18 protein-coding genes are annotated in these 16756 nt (G+C 36.1%); 12 read left to right on the top strand and 6 right to left on the bottom strand.

Features of this window, described 5'->3' with window-relative positions:
• Nucleotides 1–32: 32 nt before the first annotated feature.
• The 5 genes from AACP56_RS05075 to AACP56_RS05055 all read left to right on the top strand — a co-directional run bounded on the left by AACP56_RS05075 (nt 33) and on the right by AACP56_RS05055 (nt 3986).
• On the top strand, nt 33–1034 hold the full coding sequence (locus AACP56_RS05075; protein ID WP_339336472.1) for a bestrophin family protein: 1002 nt from the start codon (nt 33–35) through the stop codon (nt 1032–1034).
• Nucleotides 1034–1993, top strand: coding sequence for a YheT family hydrolase (locus AACP56_RS05070; protein ID WP_339336470.1), 960 nt, complete (start codon nt 1034–1036; stop codon nt 1991–1993). The genes AACP56_RS05075 and AACP56_RS05070 overlap by 1 nt, the downstream gene beginning before the upstream one ends.
• Nucleotides 1994–2086: 93 nt before the next feature.
• The gene (locus AACP56_RS05065; RefSeq protein ID WP_339336468.1) at nt 2087–2563 is read left to right on the top strand and encodes a c-type cytochrome; all 477 of its coding nucleotides are present in this window, start codon (nt 2087–2089) and stop codon (nt 2561–2563) included.
• Nucleotides 2564–2642: 79 nt separating this feature from the next.
• Nucleotides 2643–3365: a membrane or secreted protein gene (locus tag AACP56_RS05060; protein ID WP_339336466.1), complete on the top strand. Its 723-nt coding sequence runs from the start codon at nt 2643–2645 to the stop codon at nt 3363–3365.
• Between the two features lie 30 nt (nt 3366–3395).
• Nucleotides 3396–3986: a DinB family protein gene (locus tag AACP56_RS05055; RefSeq protein ID WP_339336464.1), complete on the top strand. Its 591-nt coding sequence runs from the start codon at nt 3396–3398 to the stop codon at nt 3984–3986.
• Here the strand turns inward: AACP56_RS05055 and AACP56_RS05050 are convergent.
• The 3 genes from AACP56_RS05050 to AACP56_RS05040 form a co-directional block, all read right to left on the bottom strand.
• Entirely contained in the window at nt 3983–5608 is a 1626-nt protein-coding gene (locus AACP56_RS05050) for a SulP family inorganic anion transporter (protein ID WP_339336462.1), read from the bottom strand. The two genes, AACP56_RS05055 and AACP56_RS05050, sit on opposite strands and share 4 nt — an antisense overlap.
• 81 nt (nt 5609–5689) lie before the next feature.
• Nucleotides 5690–6664 carry a phytanoyl-CoA dioxygenase family protein gene (locus AACP56_RS05045; protein ID WP_339336459.1) on the bottom strand — a complete coding sequence of 325 codons (975 nt, stop codon included), beginning with the start codon at nt 6662–6664 and terminating at the stop codon, nt 5690–5692.
• A 123-nt stretch (nt 6665–6787) separates the two neighbouring features.
• Complete coding sequence (locus AACP56_RS05040) at nt 6788–7705, bottom strand: nicotinic acid mononucleotide adenyltransferase (protein WP_339336456.1); 918 nt, start codon at nt 7703–7705, stop codon at nt 6788–6790.
• A 129-nt stretch (nt 7706–7834) separates the two neighbouring features.
• On the opposite strand from AACP56_RS05040, the gene AACP56_RS05035 reads away from it, so the two are divergent.
• Entirely contained in the window at nt 7835–8833 is a 999-nt protein-coding gene (locus tag AACP56_RS05035) for an NAD(P)H-dependent glycerol-3-phosphate dehydrogenase (RefSeq protein WP_339337026.1), read from the top strand.
• Here the strand turns inward: AACP56_RS05035 and AACP56_RS05030 are convergent.
• From AACP56_RS05030 to AACP56_RS05020, 3 genes are all read right to left on the bottom strand, one after another.
• Complete coding sequence (locus AACP56_RS05030; RefSeq protein ID WP_339336454.1) at nt 8830–10497, bottom strand: glycerol-3-phosphate dehydrogenase/oxidase; 1668 nt, start codon at nt 10495–10497, stop codon at nt 8830–8832. The genes AACP56_RS05035 and AACP56_RS05030 overlap by 4 nt on opposite strands.
• 64 nt (nt 10498–10561) lie before the next feature.
• On the bottom strand, nt 10562–10897 hold the full coding sequence (locus AACP56_RS05025) for an antibiotic biosynthesis monooxygenase family protein (protein ID WP_339336452.1): 336 nt from the start codon (nt 10895–10897) through the stop codon (nt 10562–10564).
• A complete protein-coding gene (locus tag AACP56_RS05020) occupies nt 10897–11253 on the bottom strand; it encodes a hypothetical protein (RefSeq protein ID WP_339336450.1) in 357 nt (118 codons plus the stop codon). Before AACP56_RS05020 ends, AACP56_RS05025 begins: the two co-directional genes overlap by 1 nt.
• 60 nt (nt 11254–11313) lie before the next feature.
• Between AACP56_RS05020 and AACP56_RS05015 the strand changes: the two genes are divergently transcribed.
• The 6 genes from AACP56_RS05015 (at nt 11314) to AACP56_RS04990 (ending at nt 16737) form a co-directional block, all read left to right on the top strand.
• Nucleotides 11314–11832 (top strand): CvpA family protein, encoded by a 519-nt coding sequence (locus tag AACP56_RS05015; RefSeq protein WP_339336448.1) that lies wholly within the window; start codon nt 11314–11316, stop codon nt 11830–11832.
• 155 nt (nt 11833–11987) lie between these two features.
• Nucleotides 11988–12467 (top strand): CAP domain-containing protein, encoded by a 480-nt coding sequence (locus AACP56_RS05010; RefSeq protein WP_339336446.1) that lies wholly within the window; start codon nt 11988–11990, stop codon nt 12465–12467.
• Nucleotides 12468–12780: 313 nt separating this feature from the next.
• Entirely contained in the window at nt 12781–13284 is a 504-nt protein-coding gene (locus tag AACP56_RS05005; RefSeq protein ID WP_339336444.1) for a CAP domain-containing protein, read from the top strand.
• Nucleotides 13285–13424: 140 nt separating this feature from the next.
• Nucleotides 13425–13802 (top strand): DUF1304 domain-containing protein, encoded by a 378-nt coding sequence (locus tag AACP56_RS05000; RefSeq protein WP_339337025.1) that lies wholly within the window; start codon nt 13425–13427, stop codon nt 13800–13802.
• Nucleotides 13803–13877: 75 nt separating this feature from the next.
• Nucleotides 13878–15431, top strand: a complete 1554-nt coding sequence (amaB, locus tag AACP56_RS04995) for an L-piperidine-6-carboxylate dehydrogenase (RefSeq protein WP_339336442.1) — start codon at nt 13878–13880, stop codon at nt 15429–15431.
• A 385-nt stretch (nt 15432–15816) separates the two neighbouring features.
• Nucleotides 15817–16737: an OmpA family protein gene (locus tag AACP56_RS04990; protein WP_339336440.1), complete on the top strand. Its 921-nt coding sequence runs from the start codon at nt 15817–15819 to the stop codon at nt 16735–16737.
• Nucleotides 16738–16756: the final 19 nt, after the last annotated feature.

The following is a 16756-nucleotide window of genomic DNA, read 5'->3' as shown; positions in this document are numbered from 1 at the left end:
ATTTAAGTAATTTTAAGACCTAATCTAGTTACATGTATATTAAAAGAAACATAGGCTGGGGCATTATTATGCGCTTTGCTTGGAAAAATCTACTGTTTTTTATCCTTTATGGAACTATTATTTTTTCATTGTACCATATTTTAGAATGGAAACATATTGATATCCCTTTTCAGCCACTATCGGTTATAGGTATTGCGGTTGCTTTTTATATTGGTTTTAAAAACAGTCAGAGTTATGATCGTTTTTGGGAAGGTCGTAAAATATGGGGAGGCATCGTTAACTACTCCAGAACATGGGCAAATAATGTACTTAGTTTAGTGGAAAATGACCGCGGTGCACAAATTACTTTGATCTACAGACATATTGCTTGGATCAACGCACTTAGAATTCAACTTCGCCAACCCAATAGTTTTTCGATTAAAGAAACCCGCGCAGTAGAACGTCTTTTTAACAAACATGGGGAACGCAACCCTGCTTGTGATGGTTTTGAACTACTTCTTGGTCCCGAAGAAGTAGAAGATCTGGAGAATCGTAAAAACGTGGCGACCCATTTAATTAAAAATCAAGGTTTACAACTAAAAAAGCTTTTAGCTGAAGAAAAAATAACTGAGTTTGATAAGCAACTTTTTCATAATAATTTAGAGGAAATGTATAACCTACAAGGCAAGTGTGAACGCATCAAAAATACCCCTTTTCCAAGGCAATATGCCTATTTTAGTACCGTATTTACTTGGATTTTTGTTTTGTTGCTACCCTTTGGACTGTTGAATGTTTTTGAATCTCAACTTATGGAATTGGAAGTAGGGAACAACTGGTGGTACATTGTATTAATGATTTTCTTTTCGGTTTTGATTTCTTGGATTTTTACGACTATGGAAAAAATTGGCAGTAATAGTGAAGATCCTTTTGAAGGGAGAATCAATGATGTGCCCATGACTGCTCTATGCAAAACTATTGAGATAGATTTACGGGATATGCTCGATGAGGAAAACCTACCGGAAAAGACCAAGCCCATACACAATATTTTGTACTAATGCCTTTAGTGCCATCAAGCTATAAGCCACCCTTTCCCTTTAGGAACGGTCACTTTTCCACCATTTACTCCGGTGTTTTTAGAAAAGTACATGGTTTGGTTCAAAAAAGGGAAAGGGTGACCTTGTCTGATGGTGATTTTTTGGATTTGGATTGGAGTGAAAGCAAAACCCCCACAAAAAAGGTTGTGATTTTATTGCATGGCTTGGAAGGAAACGCACAAAGACATTATATCACCGGAAGTGCAAAAAAATTCAACCAAAACAGCTTTGATGCCTGTGCCGTAAATTTTAGGGGATGTAGTGGAGAACAAAATCGTTTGTTTAAATCTTACCATTCTGGTGCAACTGGTGATTTGATTGAAGTTATAGAACATATACTAAATAACAAATCTTACTTGGAAATCTATATTATGGGATTTAGCCTTGGTGGAAATCTGGCACTTAAATATTTAGGGGAAGGCAATAAAATTCCACAACAATTAAAAGGTGTGGTTGGGGTATCGGTTCCATGCAGTTTAAAAAGTGCTAGTGATGAGCTGTTAAAATCCAAAAACGCCATATACTCCAAGCGTTTTAAAAAGCACTTATTGGCAAAGCTTTATCAAAAGCAACAACATTACCCAGATAAAATTTCAATAGAAGAAATTAAATCCATAGCGACACTTAAAGATTTTGACGATGTCTACACAAGCAGAGCGCATGGATTTGTAGATGCTTACGGTTATTATCAAAAATGTAGTTGCAAACAATTTTTAAATAAGATTACGGTTCCCGGTTTAATTCTTAATGCAAAGAACGATTCTTTCTTAGGTAACGATTGTTATCCTTATGACGAGGCTTTGGAAAATCCAAACCTTCACCTTGAAGTGCCAGATTTTGGTGGTCATGTTGGTTTTTGGGGAAGAAAAAATATAAGCTACGCAGAAAAAAGAGGTGTAGAGTTTTTAAACACTGTTTAGCATATTGTTTCAAAAACAAATAGGTTTTGTAAGCGCGCTAAGTTTAACTTATATTAGTAGTCCTAATCCATGTAACGATTAAAAAACAGTAAAATGAAAAAAGTAATTCTACTCATTGCCTTAGGAGCTTTTATAGCGAGTTGCGGAGGAAAGAAAGAAGAAAAGAAAGATGGTTTTGAGGTAAGTCGAACCAAATCTGCAGACAAAAAAGAAGAAAGTGCAGGAGTCCCTATAGATTTAGACAACAAAGGGGTAGGTCCTATTAAGAATTTGGATTTTGATGATGATATCGACACTGAAATGGCTGCTCGTGGTGAAGCTAAATTTAATGCTATCTGTGTGGCTTGTCATATGGCAGAGCAACGAATGATTGGTCCTGCGATGAAAGGTGTTTATGAGAGAAGAAGTCCGGAATGGGTAATGAATATGATTTTAAATCCTGATGGAATGCTAAAAGAAGACCCTATTGCAAAAGCACTCCTGAAAGAGTATAACAATGCCATAATGCTAAATCAAAACCTAACAGAGGATGAAGCACGTGATGTGGCAGAGTATCTACGCACCCTATAATTAAAAAAATCAAACAATTTAGGTGCCGTTACTCGTACAGTAGAGTAACGGCATTTTTTATACTACAAACTCTAGAATTATGAGAAAAATCTGTCTTTTATTATTGCTCATTGTTACCAGTAATTTACTGCAATCACAATCGATTGTTGGAGCATGGGAAACCAAGATACCTATTGACTCTGATCATGTCAGAGGAGATTTTAAAATTGTTTTTGTGTTTACTAAATACCATCATGTAGCAACCATTTTCGAGGCTAAAACCGGAGCTTTTATGGCCACTTTTGGAGGCTCTTGGTCTATGGATGGGGATACCATTGCACAGACTATTGAATTTGACACTGAAAATCCCGATAGGATTGGTACTACAAAGTCATATGAAATTAAATTGGAAAATAACCAGCTAAATATGAAAGGTGATAACATGACACTTAAGCGTATTGATGATGGCACGCCTGGAGCACTTTCGGGTGCATGGTTAATGTCTGGCCGCAAACGTAATGGGGAATTTAGGACACGAGACATCAATAGACCTCGAAAGACCATGAAGATACTTTCAGGAACTCGTTTTCAATGGATAGCGTATAATACCGAAACCAAACAATTTATGGGAACAGGTGGGGGAACTTATACTACTATTGATGGTAAGTACACTGAAAATATTGAGTTCTTTTCTAGGGATGATTCAAGGGTTGGAGCTAGCCTTAAATTTGATTTTGAATTAAAAGATGGTGATTGGCACCATTCGGGATATAGCAGTAAAGGGGATCCACTTTATGAAGTTTGGAGCTTGCGAAAAAACTAACTGTTAACTTTATCGTCTCAATAATTGATCATGAACAAACTTCTTTTTTTACCTATATTATTTTTCACTCTTTATCTTCAAGCACAAGACATGAAACTTCCCTACCACCAAATTCCAGATTATCCAGAAGATTATGGTTCAGGTAATTTAGTAAGCAGAATGATAGACGGTTTGGGTTATCGTTATTATTGGGCAACTGAAGGATTAACAGTTGATGATTTAAATTATAAGCCTTCAGAAAACGGAAGAACCACCTTGGAAACATTACAACATTTGTATGGTCTCTCATTAACCATAGTCAATGCTCCAGAGAACAAGCCAAATGTGAGGCCTATGGATTTCACCATCTTTAGTTATAAGGAATTAAGAGAGAAGACTTTGTTTAATCTTAAGAAGGCAAGCGAATTATCTCTGGGAAAAACTGCTGGTGAAATCGAAAGTTTTAAAGTCATTTTTCAACGTGGTGATAAACAATTTGATTTCCCATTTTGGAATATGCTCAATGGACCTATAGCAGATGCCATTTACCATACGGGGCAAATTGTAGTTTTACGTAGGGCTTCAGGAAATCCTGTAAATCCGGGGATGAATGTTTTCACTGGAAAAACTAAGGAAAATTAAAGCCCCCAAAGTTTAAAAGGGTTATTCCCTTCTTCCTTTTCCTTATTTATTTTATCTACGACCACTTTATAGGTTGGGTCTTCCATCACATTCACCTCAATAATATCCTCAGCATTTTTTAACAATCTAACACAGTCTCTGCTCAAGTGTCTTAGATGCACTTTTTTACCTGCTTTGGCATAACGTTCCGTGATTTTATTCAATGCTTCTATCCCGGACATATCTGCAACACGACTCTCTTGAAAATCTATAATAACTTCCTCAGGGTCATTCTGAACATCAAATTTTTCCCCAAATAGTGTTGTAGAGCCAAAGAACAATGGCCCATAAATTTCATAATGCTTTATGCCATTTTCATCGATATGCTTTCTAGCACGAATCCGTTTTGCATTCTCCCAAGAATATGCTAATGCAGAAATAATAACACCCAATAAAACTGCTATAGCCAAGTTATGGGTTATCGCTGTAATTAATGTTACTAAAATCATTACCACAACATCAGAATTTGGCATTTTTCTAAAGGTCTTAAAACTGGCCCATTCAAAAGTACCAATGGCTACCATAAACATTAGCCCTACTAAAGCTGCCATAGGTAAACGTTCTATTAGACTACTACCGAACATGATAAATACCAAAAGCATAATTGCAGCAGTTATACCAGATAGTCTAGCTCTGGCCCCAGATGAGGTATTAATTAAACTCTGACCTATCATAGCACAGCCACCCATACCAGATAAAAATCCAGATAAAATGTTTGCTGTTCCCTGCGCTACGCATTCTTTGTTTCCTCGACCGCGGGTTTCGGTTATTTCATCAATAATATTCAACGTTAACAAACTCTCTATTAAGCCTACTCCTGCTACAATACCAGCATAAGGAAGAATAATTAGAAAAGTTTCCCAAGTTAGGGGTATTTGTGGTATTGAAAGTGGCGGAAAACCACCTTTTATAGATTCTCCTTCACGCATGGTATCCGCTACGGTTAATGTATCAACTCCAAAACCTATAACTATTGCCGAAACCACTACAATTGCCAATAAAGATGAAGGAACAGCTTTGGTCAACTTTGGCAAGCCCCATATGATAAACATGGTTAAAAGTGTTAGCCCCAACATAATATACATAGGAGAACCTGATAGTAACTCTTCTGTTCCCTTTTGATAAAAATTAGGAAATTGCGCCATAAAAATGATTATGGCCAGACCGTTTACAAAACCAAACATTACTGGGTGTGGAACCAAACGAATAAATTTTCCCAAGCGCAATATTCCAGCTAAAATTTGTAATGCCCCTGCTATAATAACTGTAGCAAAAACATAATTCAATATGGTTTCTGGTTCAATCCCAGGAAATGTGTTTTTTAGCTCAAGAATCAACCCCACAAAAATAACTGCTACAGCTCCTGTAGCTCCAGAAATCATTCCAGGTCGTCCACCCAAAATTGCAGTAACTAAAGCCAAAATAAAAGCAGCATAAAGTCCTGTGAGTGGAGAAAATCCTGGAATAAGTGCAAAAGCGATAGCTTCTGGAACCAGTGCCAATGCAACTGTAAGCCCTGAAAGGATTTCAGTTTTATAGTCTACTTTTTGCTTAAAGTCGAAAAGGTTTAGGTATTTTTTCATGATAACCTGTTTGAAGCCGGCAAAAATAGCACTATTACTTTAGTAAGCCACAGAAAATCAAATTTTTAAGAATATGGTGATTTACCAACTTTTTAAGCCCAATAATTTCTCTCCCAGCTCATTTAATTTAGCAGTTTCATATTTTGTTTGCTCCCATTTCCTAGGGTCGCCAGGAAAAGCATAACCTTCTGGTGCTATTCTATGCTTCCAAGAGTTAATACGCCAATTACGTAACTTATCGTTATCCTCTTCGGCAGGCATCATTGAAATATACTGCGCAATACGCACTTTATCTTTTGACCTATTTGGACGAATTCCATGGGGTTCCGTACTGTTAAAAATCAATAAATCACCAGCTTCCATTTTAACCTTTACGATTTTATCTTTTAAGCCATCCAAGCTTGGTTGAAAACGGTCCCTGTCATCGGGTTGGCTCAATTTCCAAGTATCGTAGTTTCTGTAGAGCCAAGGAATACACTGAAAACCACCCATATTATCATCTGTTTGATCTGCAAGCGCCAATACTCCCTGCACATTTTGTGGTTTGGTTTCTGGGTCATAATCCCAATGGATAAATCCTTCTCTCTCCTCATCGGGTCTTTGAGGAAAATTTAAGTTCGCCCTATCTATGGTAACCCATAGTTTCTCCGTTCCCCAAACATCTACAAAGGCATCATGTACACGTTGCATTTGTCTATTGCTCCATAGGTACTGATGGTTATATACTTCTACCATTCCTGTTCCAGCAAGTTCTTTCATTTTTATCTCTGCCCTTGGAGGAGCATACCATGTATTGGAGTCGTTCGGGTCCTTTTCATCAAACTCCCATAAAAAATCTGCTGTAGCTTTTGCCTGTTTTTTTGGAACTGCATTTTTAATGACTATATATCCGTTATGCATCCAAAATTCCCAATCCTCTTCCGAAAGCACTCTCAGGGCATTTCTGTTAGACCGATCGTTTAATCTTAATTTACTGCTTGTAGCGGTTGACGGGTTTCCTGGGATATCCTTATGTGCCTTGTTGGCCATTTCAATTTTGCCTTCTTTTATATTCATAACTAGAAAGTTATGAAAAATAGCACAAAAAAACCGCCCCGGGCTTAAGATGCTCTGGGGCGGTTTCTAACTAAATAACCAACCAAAAAACTTATTGTAATAGTCGTGGACTATTTATATTCCTTACAGTTTACGCTTGCGTGTAACATTCATCTTTTTGTTAGCAGATTTTACCCGCTTTTTTTCAACTCCATTTTCGGACTTCAAATACTGTACAAATCCTCTGCCACCAAACTCATAGACCGTTTCACTAGCTACATGGTAAAGTTCTACAGTACTATCATCAATAACGTAAAGTTCAAAGTAATCATTGCCCAGAAAATCGTAATCCAATGTTAAAGTTTTAAGGGTTTCATCATTGGTATCAAAGACCTCATAATCTCCTTCATAATCCCATTGTAGATTTGCTAAGGGTGTACCTGAAGCATCTATTGAAGACCTAAAGTAACCTCCACCATCTGAGAAGAATTGTAAAAAGTTTTCATCATCAAATTCATTTAATGCACCTACTTCACTTGTAAATGTTTTTTCCCAAGCACCATACTCCTGAAGTAAGTAATTTATGTTCTCATAAAAGACCCTATCATAATCAAAATTATTGCGCTGATAACCGTTTAAAAAGTAAGATGTGTTTGACCTAGAATCATAAAGCTCCAAAGTACTATTGTTAACAGCATAAACTTCCAATGCCCAAAGTCCGTCGACATCGTGGTCAATTTCTACAACTCCGTTCAAAGTTCCGTAAGAACCTACATCTATACCAAGGCCATCACCCGTTTTACCAATCCCCACTATATTATTGTTGGCAAACACAATCCCATTGTTAAAAGAGATGGTAAATGCGCGTTGTAAAAAAGGTATTTCCCCATTGCCTTCTGTGGCATTTATATCTACGTACCACAAGTCATAAGATTGTAATGCCCTGTCCGTATTAAAAGGTGATTCTACAATTATATTATCATCTAAGATGACTTCTGTATAACATGAACTAGCCAATAGTGCAATGCCCAATATTCCAAATAGTAATTTTTTTGTTCCCATAATTTTTTGGTTTAATGATTTGTATAATAGTAACCAAGCACCATGCCAAATTGTATATCATGCTTATAATCAATTATTTATATTAAATAATAGGTTTTCTCTACCTTAGCTACATTATTAAGCTTAAAGCTGTACAAATTGAAAATATCTGTTTTAGGAGGGGGGAGTTGGGCAACGGCCATTGTTAAAATGTTGACTGAAAACTCAGATGATGTACATTGGTATATGCGTAGTACTTACGCTATTGAACACATTAAAAAAGAAGGGCATAATCCCAACTATTTAAGTTCCGTAGAATTACATAACGACCGGATAGTTTTAACAAATTCCATAGATGAAGCAGTTGGGGCGACTGATATTCTTGTTTTTGCAATTCCGTCTGCTTTTTTAGAAACGGAGCTTCAAAAATTAACGGTATCAATCAAAAACAAAATTGTCTTTTCTGCCATAAAAGGTATTGTTCCCGAAACTGGATTGATTGTCGGTGAACATTTTTATGAAAAGTATAAAATTCCCTTTGAAAATATTGGCGTGATTACAGGGCCATGCCATGCTGAAGAAGTTGCGCTAGAAAGACTTTCCTACCTAACCATTGCAAGCGCAGATGAAGAAAAAGCAGAATTATTGGCAGACCATTTAAAAAGTCATTATATAAAAACCAAAATATCTGATGATATTATTGGAACTGAGTATGCGGCCATGCTAAAGAACATCTATGCCATAGCTGCCGGAATTGCACACGGTCTAAGTTATGGGGATAATTTCCAGAGTGTATTAATGAGTAATGCCATTCGCGAAATGAAACGTTTTATCGACCGTGTCCATAAAATGAAGCGTGACATCAATAACTCTGCTTACCTAGGAGATCTTTTAGTGACAGGATATTCAACATTTAGCCGTAACCGCATGTTTGGGAATATGATTGGTAAAGGGTATACGGTAAAAAGTGCCATGATGGAAATGAATATGGTCGCCGAAGGGTATTATGCCACAAAAAGTGCACATTTACTCAACCAAAAACACGAAAAAAAGTCTAAAACACCTATAATTAATGCAGTTTATAGTGTACTTTATGAAAATAAGGACGTCAAAAAGACTTTTAAAAAACTAACAGATAAGATTGATTAGGCTCTTTCCAAAGAAAAATTAGAATGGGTATCCAACTCTGCTTCCAATTTCTCTTTAAAGTCTAAAATTTGCGCCTCATCATAATTGTAAGCCTTTTCAAAATCATTTAATACTGGCCCCATATAGGTTCTAATACTCTCAATATCAAAATACAAACGACCAGTCCTACGGATAAAGAAATCCATTGGGTTCAAAACCATTTCTTTTTCAATACCAAACTGTAGCTCAGCTCGTAACATTCTTAAATGAGCCTCTTTATCTTCAAAAGAAGTATATCCCAAAAGTATATCCTCAGTTTGTTTGCCGTAATTCGTAACTAAATACCAAGCATCATATTCTGTAAAACCATCTCCTTTTATTCTATCAAAAACTTCAGAGATATACTTTTTTACATGCTTGAACTTTTTAAAATCACTGCCGCATAAAGGGATTTTATCCGTAGTGCATTCCTCGGAATCCACCCCGTAATCTTCCTCCATCTTTTTGGCAATGCGATTGACAACACGTTCGGCCATTTTACGATACCCGGTAAGTTTACCACCAGCAATACTTACCAATCCAGTATCAGAAGTAAAAATTTCATCTTTTCTGGAAAGCTCAGAAGCAGATTTTCCTTCTTCGTGAATAAGAGGTCTAAGACCCGCCCATGACGAAATGATATCATCCAATTCTAAATTAATCTCAGGGAACATATTATTTACAGCAGAAATTAAATAAATGGCATCTGCTATATCCGTTCTTACATTATCCTTATCCAAATTAAAGTTCGTATCCGTTGTTCCCACGTAAGTTATTTTCCCCCTAGGTATCGCAAACATCATCCGCCCATCTGGGATGTCAAAATACACAGATTGTTTTACTGGAAGTTTTTCAAATGGAAATACCAGATGCACCCCTTTGGTCAAATGAAGACGTTTTCCTTTTTTGGAATTATTGGTACTTCTTAACTCATCCACCCACGGTCCGGCCGCACTAATTACATATTTTGATTTAATGTTAAACTGAATCCCAGTAGCAACATCCATAACTTTTACGCCAGCTACTTTTTCGTCTTCATAAATAAAGTCTTCTACCTCGGCATAATTCAACGCTGTTGCCCCATAATTAAGGCTTGTTTTTATATTCTCGATGGTTAGCCTAGCATCATCCGTGCGGTATTCTGCATAATATCCTGCTCCATTGAGGATTTTTTTAGGCAACAATGGTTCTAATTTTAATGCTTCCTTTTTTTCTAGCATTTGTCGCTTATCATCACCTGTAACCTGTGCTAAAATATCATAGACCTTTAGACCAATTGAGGTAAGCCACTTACCATAAGAACCTCCTTCGATTAACGGTAGAAGCATTTTTTCAGGCAATACCAAATGTGGTGCCAACTTGTGAACGATGGCACGCTCTGAACCAACCTCTTTTACCAACCAAAAATCGAACTGTTTTAAATACCGTAGTCCTCCATGAATCAATTTTGTAGATTTACTGCTAGTGCCAGAAGCAAAATCTTTTTTTTCTACCAAAGCTACTTTCATTCCACGAGAAGCGGCATCAAGTGCAATACCCCCTCCAGTTATTCCACCTCCAATAACAACCAAATCATACGTTTCATTGGAAAGCTGTTGAATTATTTCTTTTCGTTCAAGATTAGAAAATCTAGTTTTCTTTTTCATTATAGCGACTTTATGCAAAGATGTAAAAAATTAGTATGCTACTCTATGCTATTTTTGTTTTTATCTAATTATTATGGCTTATTCCCAATGGCTTATTCCCAAAATCGTACTCTCGTTCAACCAAACATATTCTCACTTTATACCAAGAATACCACTCCTCCATGCCTTTTTGTTGTACAACCTTATGGTCTATATTGGCTTTCCAATTGGCTATAGCTTCTTTTGTTTTCCAGTAGCTAATAGATATTCCCAAACCTGAGCGGGCACTTTCAAAATCTAAAAAACCAGGTTGTTTACGTGCCAATTTCTCCATTTCTTCCGCCATGATTCCATATCCGTTATCACTTGGTGTTCTTGTATTCGTAAAAATTACAGCATAATAAGGTTTTTGTAATTCCATTATAAGATGTATTCCTTTTCTATAAAGTAATTAACGATTGCTTCTTTCATTAAAACGGTTTGTTCTCCAGCTTTAAGAGGCGGTAACTCTTCCTTAACAGTATAATGGGGCCAGCCATCATCATCAAAAAAATCAAACTCATAATAGCCATAAGGCTCCAAAAGCCTACAGATAGCTATATGCATTAAATGAACCTTTTCGTCTTTTTTATATTTTTTTTGGTATTGCCCCAACTCTTGTAAGCCCACTAAGTAGATAATAGCATCCAGTTCCAGAATATCACCATCAGCAAATTGTTCAGAAAGCTTTTCTGTAAGTATTTGCCAACGCTCTTTTAAAACAGTATCTCTAGCCATAAAATAACCAAAAATCAAAGGTACAAATCAATATCCTATATTTGTTAAAACACTGTTATCATGAGTTTTTTGGATATTGTTTTGGGCATTCTTCTGGTGTGGGGACTTTATAAAGGACTAAAAAACGGATTGTTTGTAGAACTCGCATCATTAGTTGCATTGGTAGCTGGTATTTACGGGGCGATTCATTTCTCTTATATCGCAGGTGATTATCTCTATCAAAATATGGAGTGGAGCGAAAAATACATTAAAGTAACTGCCTTCTTAATTACATTTATTGCCATTATTGTCTTGGTGGGCCTTGCAGGTAAATTACTCACTAAGATTGCAGACTTTGCTATGCTAGGTCTGTTGAATAAAATAGCTGGAGGAATTTTTGGGGCTTTAAAAGTGGCCATTATTTTAGGAGCAATGCTAATATTTTTTGAAAAAGCAACTGCATCATTGAACTTTATAAATAAAGAAACCCAAAATGAGTCTATTTTATATGGTCCCGTTAGGGATATTGGGGCGTTTATCTTTAGCTGGGGTTTAAAAGAAGACAATCCAAAAACCGAAACGGACAACTCAAATTTGTAGTTCCTCCAATAAATATTACCCCATACCGAAAAACGTAATTTCCTGACCGTATCCTTTCAAAAAAATAAGTAATATTGCCTTCTTGTTTCTACGAAAGTTAGAAATGAAGTTTCCCCAAAATCTTCGTTTGAACTGCCTCTTTAAAGAACACACTAATGAGAACGGCAGTATTTTTAAGACAACTATTTTTTATAGGTATCCTTTTTACTTTATCATGTTCTTCTGAGTCCAGAGAAGAAATAGTGCAACTAAATTCCGTTAATGATATTAAACTGGAAACTCAAGTTATGGAGCTTATAAACTCCCATCGAGAGTCTTTAAGTTTAAGCCCATTAATTCTAAATGTAGTTGCGTACAATTATGCAAATGACCACAATGATTATATGATTTCAAAAGGAAGTATAAGCCATGATAATTTTAATGTAAGAGCTTCAAAAATTTCATCTGAAGCAAATGCCAAGGAAGTTGGTGAGAATGTTGCCAAGGACTACTTATCCGCCAAAGCTGTTTTTGAGGGTTGGATCAATAGCCCCGAACATAAAGAAAATATAGAAAGTGATTTTACACATACGGGTTTAAGTGTAAAAAAAGATTCTAATGGCAATTTATACTACACCCATATTTTTTTCAAATAACAAAATACAATTGTACTTATTGTAGTTTAACGATAGTTTTTGCATTTGCTCTATAACACGTATTTTCTTACATGGTTAAAAAGAAGGTTTATTACGCCAAACTGCTAAAAAAGGCATGAAATGTATGTTTTAGACGATGAAAATTTCTTTGTATTTCATCGATAAGCCCTTATATATCCCTATTTTACACATTGTCGAAATTTTATAGCATCATATAGGTTTTTTGTTCCATAAAGTTAATGTTGGTTGTAGGTTCGCAGAGCAAATGATAAATAATCAATTGCAAAGTAGAATGAAAATATTCCCCCAAATCATGAAATTACGTTACGCATTTTTATTGTTTTTTATTGCAGTTTTAACTTCTTGCACCGCTCCTTCAATCCAAGATGAAGAAGCACTGTTTAATAACGAGGATACATTAATAGAAAGTGTTGAAGCCAATGCTTCTACTGTAGAAAAAGAAGTACTGGATATCGTAAATTCCCATAGGGAAGAAATGGGGTTAAATAAACTGGAGTTCAGCAATGACACCCATAAGTACGCTAACGAGCATACAGACTATATGATTGCGAAAGGAAAAATAAGCCATGATAATTTTAATGAAAGGGCAAATAGTATATCTAACGAAACTGGTGCTACCATAGTAAAAGAAAATGTAGCCAAAAATTATCCTAAAGCTGAGCAAGCATTAAACGGTTGGTTAAATAGTAATTCACACAAAAAAACAATTGAAGGAGATTTTACGCATACCACTATAAGTGTAAAAGCTGATAAAAAAGGTAAATTATATTATACGCAGTTATTCTTTAAAAAATAATAGTATTTGGTTAAAAATTAAATAAGTGTTTTAAATTAAGTATTTGAGGTTTGGAGAAAAAGGTCTGTAGTAATACAGGCCTTTTTTATTTGTATTTACTCTTAGAAAATGATTTTATACCTTACAAGAAAAACAAAATGATTCCAATACTAGCTAAAATACTTACTGCACTGGTCGCGCTAATGCATATTTACTTTTTATGGCTAGAAATGTTCGCATGGACAACCAGAGGAAAAAAAGTGTTTCGAAATTTTCCTTCAGATTTATTTGAACCAACCAAAAGTATGGCTGCAAATCAGGGTTTGTACAATGGTTTCCTTGCTGCGGGTTTAATTTGGTCAATGTTCATAAATGACTCTCTATGGGCAATAAATGTCGCTTTATTCTTTCTTTCCTGTGTTGCGGTCGCTGGGATTTATGGTGGTATTTCGGTTTCAAAAAAGATATTCTTCGTTCAAGCTGTTCCAGCTCTTATTGCAATGGTTTTTTGGCTAATAATTCGATTTGATTTTGCGTAATTAGGAACGTAGTAACAGGACTATTATTTGTAGTTTTGTGAAAAATCTAACAATACCTTTTCAAAAAGTTATAAAATGTCAAAAATTGCTTCTGCTTTTGGTTTAGATAAAGCCCTCGTTCTACTGGGATTAAAAGATATAAATTCAGGCACTTCTACTGGCTCTATCAATTTTGGTTCTGGTAGTCTTATCGAGTCTTACTCCCCTGTTGATGGTACTTTAATTGGTAAAGTAAAGAGCACGACAAAAGAAGACTATGAAAAAGTATTGGATAGCGCCACTAAAGCTTTTAGTCATTGGAGAGTGGTTCCTGCACCCCAAAGAGGTGAAATGGTACGCCAATTTGGAGAAAAGCTTCGAGAACTTAAAGAGCCTTTGGGGAAACTGGTTTCTTATGAAATGGGGAAATCTTACCAGGAAGGTCTTGGTGAAGTCCAAGAAATGATAGACATCTGCGATTTTGTAGTAGGCCTTTCAAGACAATTGCATGGATTAACTATGCATTCTGAAAGACCCGGACATCGCATGTACGAGCAATATCATCCTTTAGGAATTGTTGGTATTATTTCAGCCTTTAACTTTCCCGTAGCCGTATGGGCATGGAATACTGCTCTGGCATGGATATGTGGCGATGTTTGTGTCTGGAAACCATCGGAAAAAACGCCCTTATGTGGTGTTGCTTGTCAAAATATTATCGCTGAAGTATTAAAAGACAACAACTTACCAGAAGGTATTTCATGTTTAATAAATGGGGATTATAAAGTTGGAGAGTTCATGACCCAAGATAAACGCATTCCTCTGATTTCTGCAACAGGCTCTATTAGAATGGGGAAGATTGTGGCACAAGCTGTTGCAAGTAGATTAGGTAAATCTTTACTAGAGCTTGGCGGCAACAATGCAATAATAGTTACTCCAGATGCTGATATTAAAATGACTGTGATCGGAGCTGTATTTGGTGCGGTTGGTACTGCTGGGCAACGTTGTACCTCAACACGTAGATTAATAGTTCATGAATCAATGTATGAGCAAGTAAAAAATGCTGTGGTCGATGCCTACAAGCAATTGCGAATTGGTAATCCTTTGGATGAAAACAATCACGTTGGACCCTTAATTGATACTGCCGCTGTAAATATGTACCGTAAAGCTTTGGAAAAAGCAAAAAAAGAAGGCGGTACTGTTTTGGTTGAAGGTGGAGTACTCACAGGAGAAGGTTACGAAAGTAGTTGCTACGTAAAGCCTGCTATTGTGGAAGCGAACAACAATTTTACCATTGTTCAAGAAGAAACTTTTGCTCCAATACTCTATTTGCTTAAATATTCTGGTGAGGTAGAAAATGCTATTGCACAACAAAATGGTGTAGTACAAGGTTTATCCTCAGCAATCATGACCAATAATCTTAGGGAAGCTGAACGATTCCTATCAGCCGCTGGAAGCGATTGTGGTATTGCAAATGTCAATATCGGCACTTCTGGTGCAGAAATTGGTGGCGCTTTTGGTGGAGAAAAAGAAACTGGTGGTGGTCGTGAAAGTGGTTCGGATGCATGGAAAATTTACATGCGCAGACAGACCAATACCATAAATTACACTACAGAATTACCGCTGGCACAAGGGATTAAGTTTAATCTATAATAGCATAAGTGTTACTAGGATTGATTAATAAATAAAAACCGCTGCCCCACTAAGAACAACGGTTTAAAACCAACTTAACTAACTCAAACTTAATATTTGAAAACCCTATCTCAATGCCGGAACTTTGTCGGGAGAAACAGGGTTATTACCAAAATTTTCCTCTAATTTCTTGTTATTCCCTAAGAAACCGATTTACACTCATACAACTGGTAGAGAAAATTGTGTGTGTGGTAACTTTTAATCTCTTTTTGGCAAAGACATAACCTTGAGATTGCCGATAAAATTTTATGCCCAACTATTTGGTAATTAAGATTTAATGTCAAGATTTTAACTTTTTTAAGAGATTTTTAATACTTTGTAGACATAAACACTAATTATAATTAACATGAGTAGAAATTTAAGATATCTACTAGGAATGATTATTGTCATCCTAGCAGGAATCTATTTTTATCTAAGCTGTTGCAGTGAATGCGGAAACCAAATGGGTGATACCGATACTAAAGCAGTTGAAAATGAAATAGTTCCACCCAAAAAAGAACCTGATGCAACTTCTTTCCCTTTCTCATTTAAAGATGGGGACTACGCCTTTGAGGTTCAAGACAATTTTAACTTCAATCTTTCTTCCGCTTCTTTTCTAACACCTTTATCGGACAAGGTTGGAGACGGGATAGAAAATTTGAGAGTTTATCTATCTGAAAATTCTAGTAGGATTATTAATGTTACTGGTTTGTACAAAGGAGAAGAAACAAATAATACCGCTTTTCCAAATCTAGGATTAGCTAGGGCCAATAAAGTAAAAAATTATTTTGTTTCACAAGGTATTTCTTCAGCTCAAACCAACACCTTCGGAAGGTTGATGGATGATTTTTTGCCTCTCGATAATACGCTCTTAGGACCCGTTACCTATGAGATTACCCAGCAAGCTGAAGGTTCCGAAGAACAATTGAAAGCACTTTATGATGAAATAAAAGCCAATCCTTTGGTTCTGTATTTTAATACTGGTGAAGCGGCAATTAACCTAACCCCAGAACAAAGGGAGAAAGTAGCTAAAATCTCTAGATATTTGGACAAGGTCGATAATTCTACCTGTAGTGTGGTAGGCCATACAGACAACACGGGTTCTAGAACCACAAATATTAGGTTAGGATTGGAGCGTGCAGACTTTGCCATGGCCTACCTAATAAAAAATGGGATTCAAGCTTCAAAAATAAAAACAAGTTCTAAAGGACCAGATTCGCCAATTGCAACTAATGCAACTGAAGAGGGTAGGTCTAAAAACAGAAGAACTGTAGTAACATTAAACTAAATAATACAACACTAAAAAT

This window comes from Croceitalea sp. MTPC6 (genome assembly GCF_036985525.1).
Lineage (GTDB): Bacteria > Bacteroidota > Bacteroidia > Flavobacteriales > Flavobacteriaceae > Croceitalea.
Note: the sequence above shows the minus strand (reverse complement) of the source record. Positions and strands in the feature narration are given on the sequence as shown.

Excerpts from the sequence above, each read along its gene's own strand:
- AACP56_RS05040 (WP_339336456.1), bottom strand. The coding sequence starts at position 7,705 with ATGGGAACAAAAAAATTACTATTTGGAATATTGGGCATTGCACTATTG.
- AACP56_RS05070 (WP_339336470.1), top strand. The coding sequence starts at position 1,034 with ATGCCTTTAGTGCCATCAAGCTATAAGCCACCCTTTCCCTTTAGGAAC.
- AACP56_RS05020 (WP_339336450.1), bottom strand. The coding sequence starts at position 11,253 with ATGGCTAGAGATACTGTTTTAAAAGAGCGTTGGCAAATACTTACAGAA.
- AACP56_RS05010 (WP_339336446.1), top strand. The coding sequence starts at position 11,988 with ATGAGAACGGCAGTATTTTTAAGACAACTATTTTTTATAGGTATCCTT.
- AACP56_RS05005 (WP_339336444.1), top strand. The coding sequence starts at position 12,781 with ATGAAATTACGTTACGCATTTTTATTGTTTTTTATTGCAGTTTTAACT.
- AACP56_RS05075 (WP_339336472.1), top strand. The coding sequence starts at position 33 with ATGTATATTAAAAGAAACATAGGCTGGGGCATTATTATGCGCTTTGCT.
- AACP56_RS05030 (WP_339336454.1), bottom strand. The coding sequence starts at position 10,497 with ATGAAAAAGAAAACTAGATTTTCTAATCTTGAACGAAAAGAAATAATT.
- AACP56_RS05060 (WP_339336466.1), top strand. The coding sequence starts at position 2,643 with ATGAGAAAAATCTGTCTTTTATTATTGCTCATTGTTACCAGTAATTTA.
- AACP56_RS05055 (WP_339336464.1), top strand. The coding sequence starts at position 3,396 with ATGAACAAACTTCTTTTTTTACCTATATTATTTTTCACTCTTTATCTT.
- amaB (WP_339336442.1), top strand. The coding sequence starts at position 13,878 with ATGTCAAAAATTGCTTCTGCTTTTGGTTTAGATAAAGCCCTCGTTCTA.
- AACP56_RS05045 (WP_339336459.1), bottom strand. The coding sequence starts at position 6,664 with ATGAATATAAAAGAAGGCAAAATTGAAATGGCCAACAAGGCACATAAG.
- AACP56_RS05065 (WP_339336468.1), top strand. The coding sequence starts at position 2,087 with ATGAAAAAAGTAATTCTACTCATTGCCTTAGGAGCTTTTATAGCGAGT.
- AACP56_RS04990 (WP_339336440.1), top strand. The coding sequence starts at position 15,817 with ATGAGTAGAAATTTAAGATATCTACTAGGAATGATTATTGTCATCCTA.
- AACP56_RS05050 (WP_339336462.1), bottom strand. The coding sequence starts at position 5,608 with ATGAAAAAATACCTAAACCTTTTCGACTTTAAGCAAAAAGTAGACTAT.
- AACP56_RS05015 (WP_339336448.1), top strand. The coding sequence starts at position 11,314 with ATGAGTTTTTTGGATATTGTTTTGGGCATTCTTCTGGTGTGGGGACTT.
- AACP56_RS05025 (WP_339336452.1), bottom strand. The coding sequence starts at position 10,897 with ATGGAATTACAAAAACCTTATTATGCTGTAATTTTTACGAATACAAGA.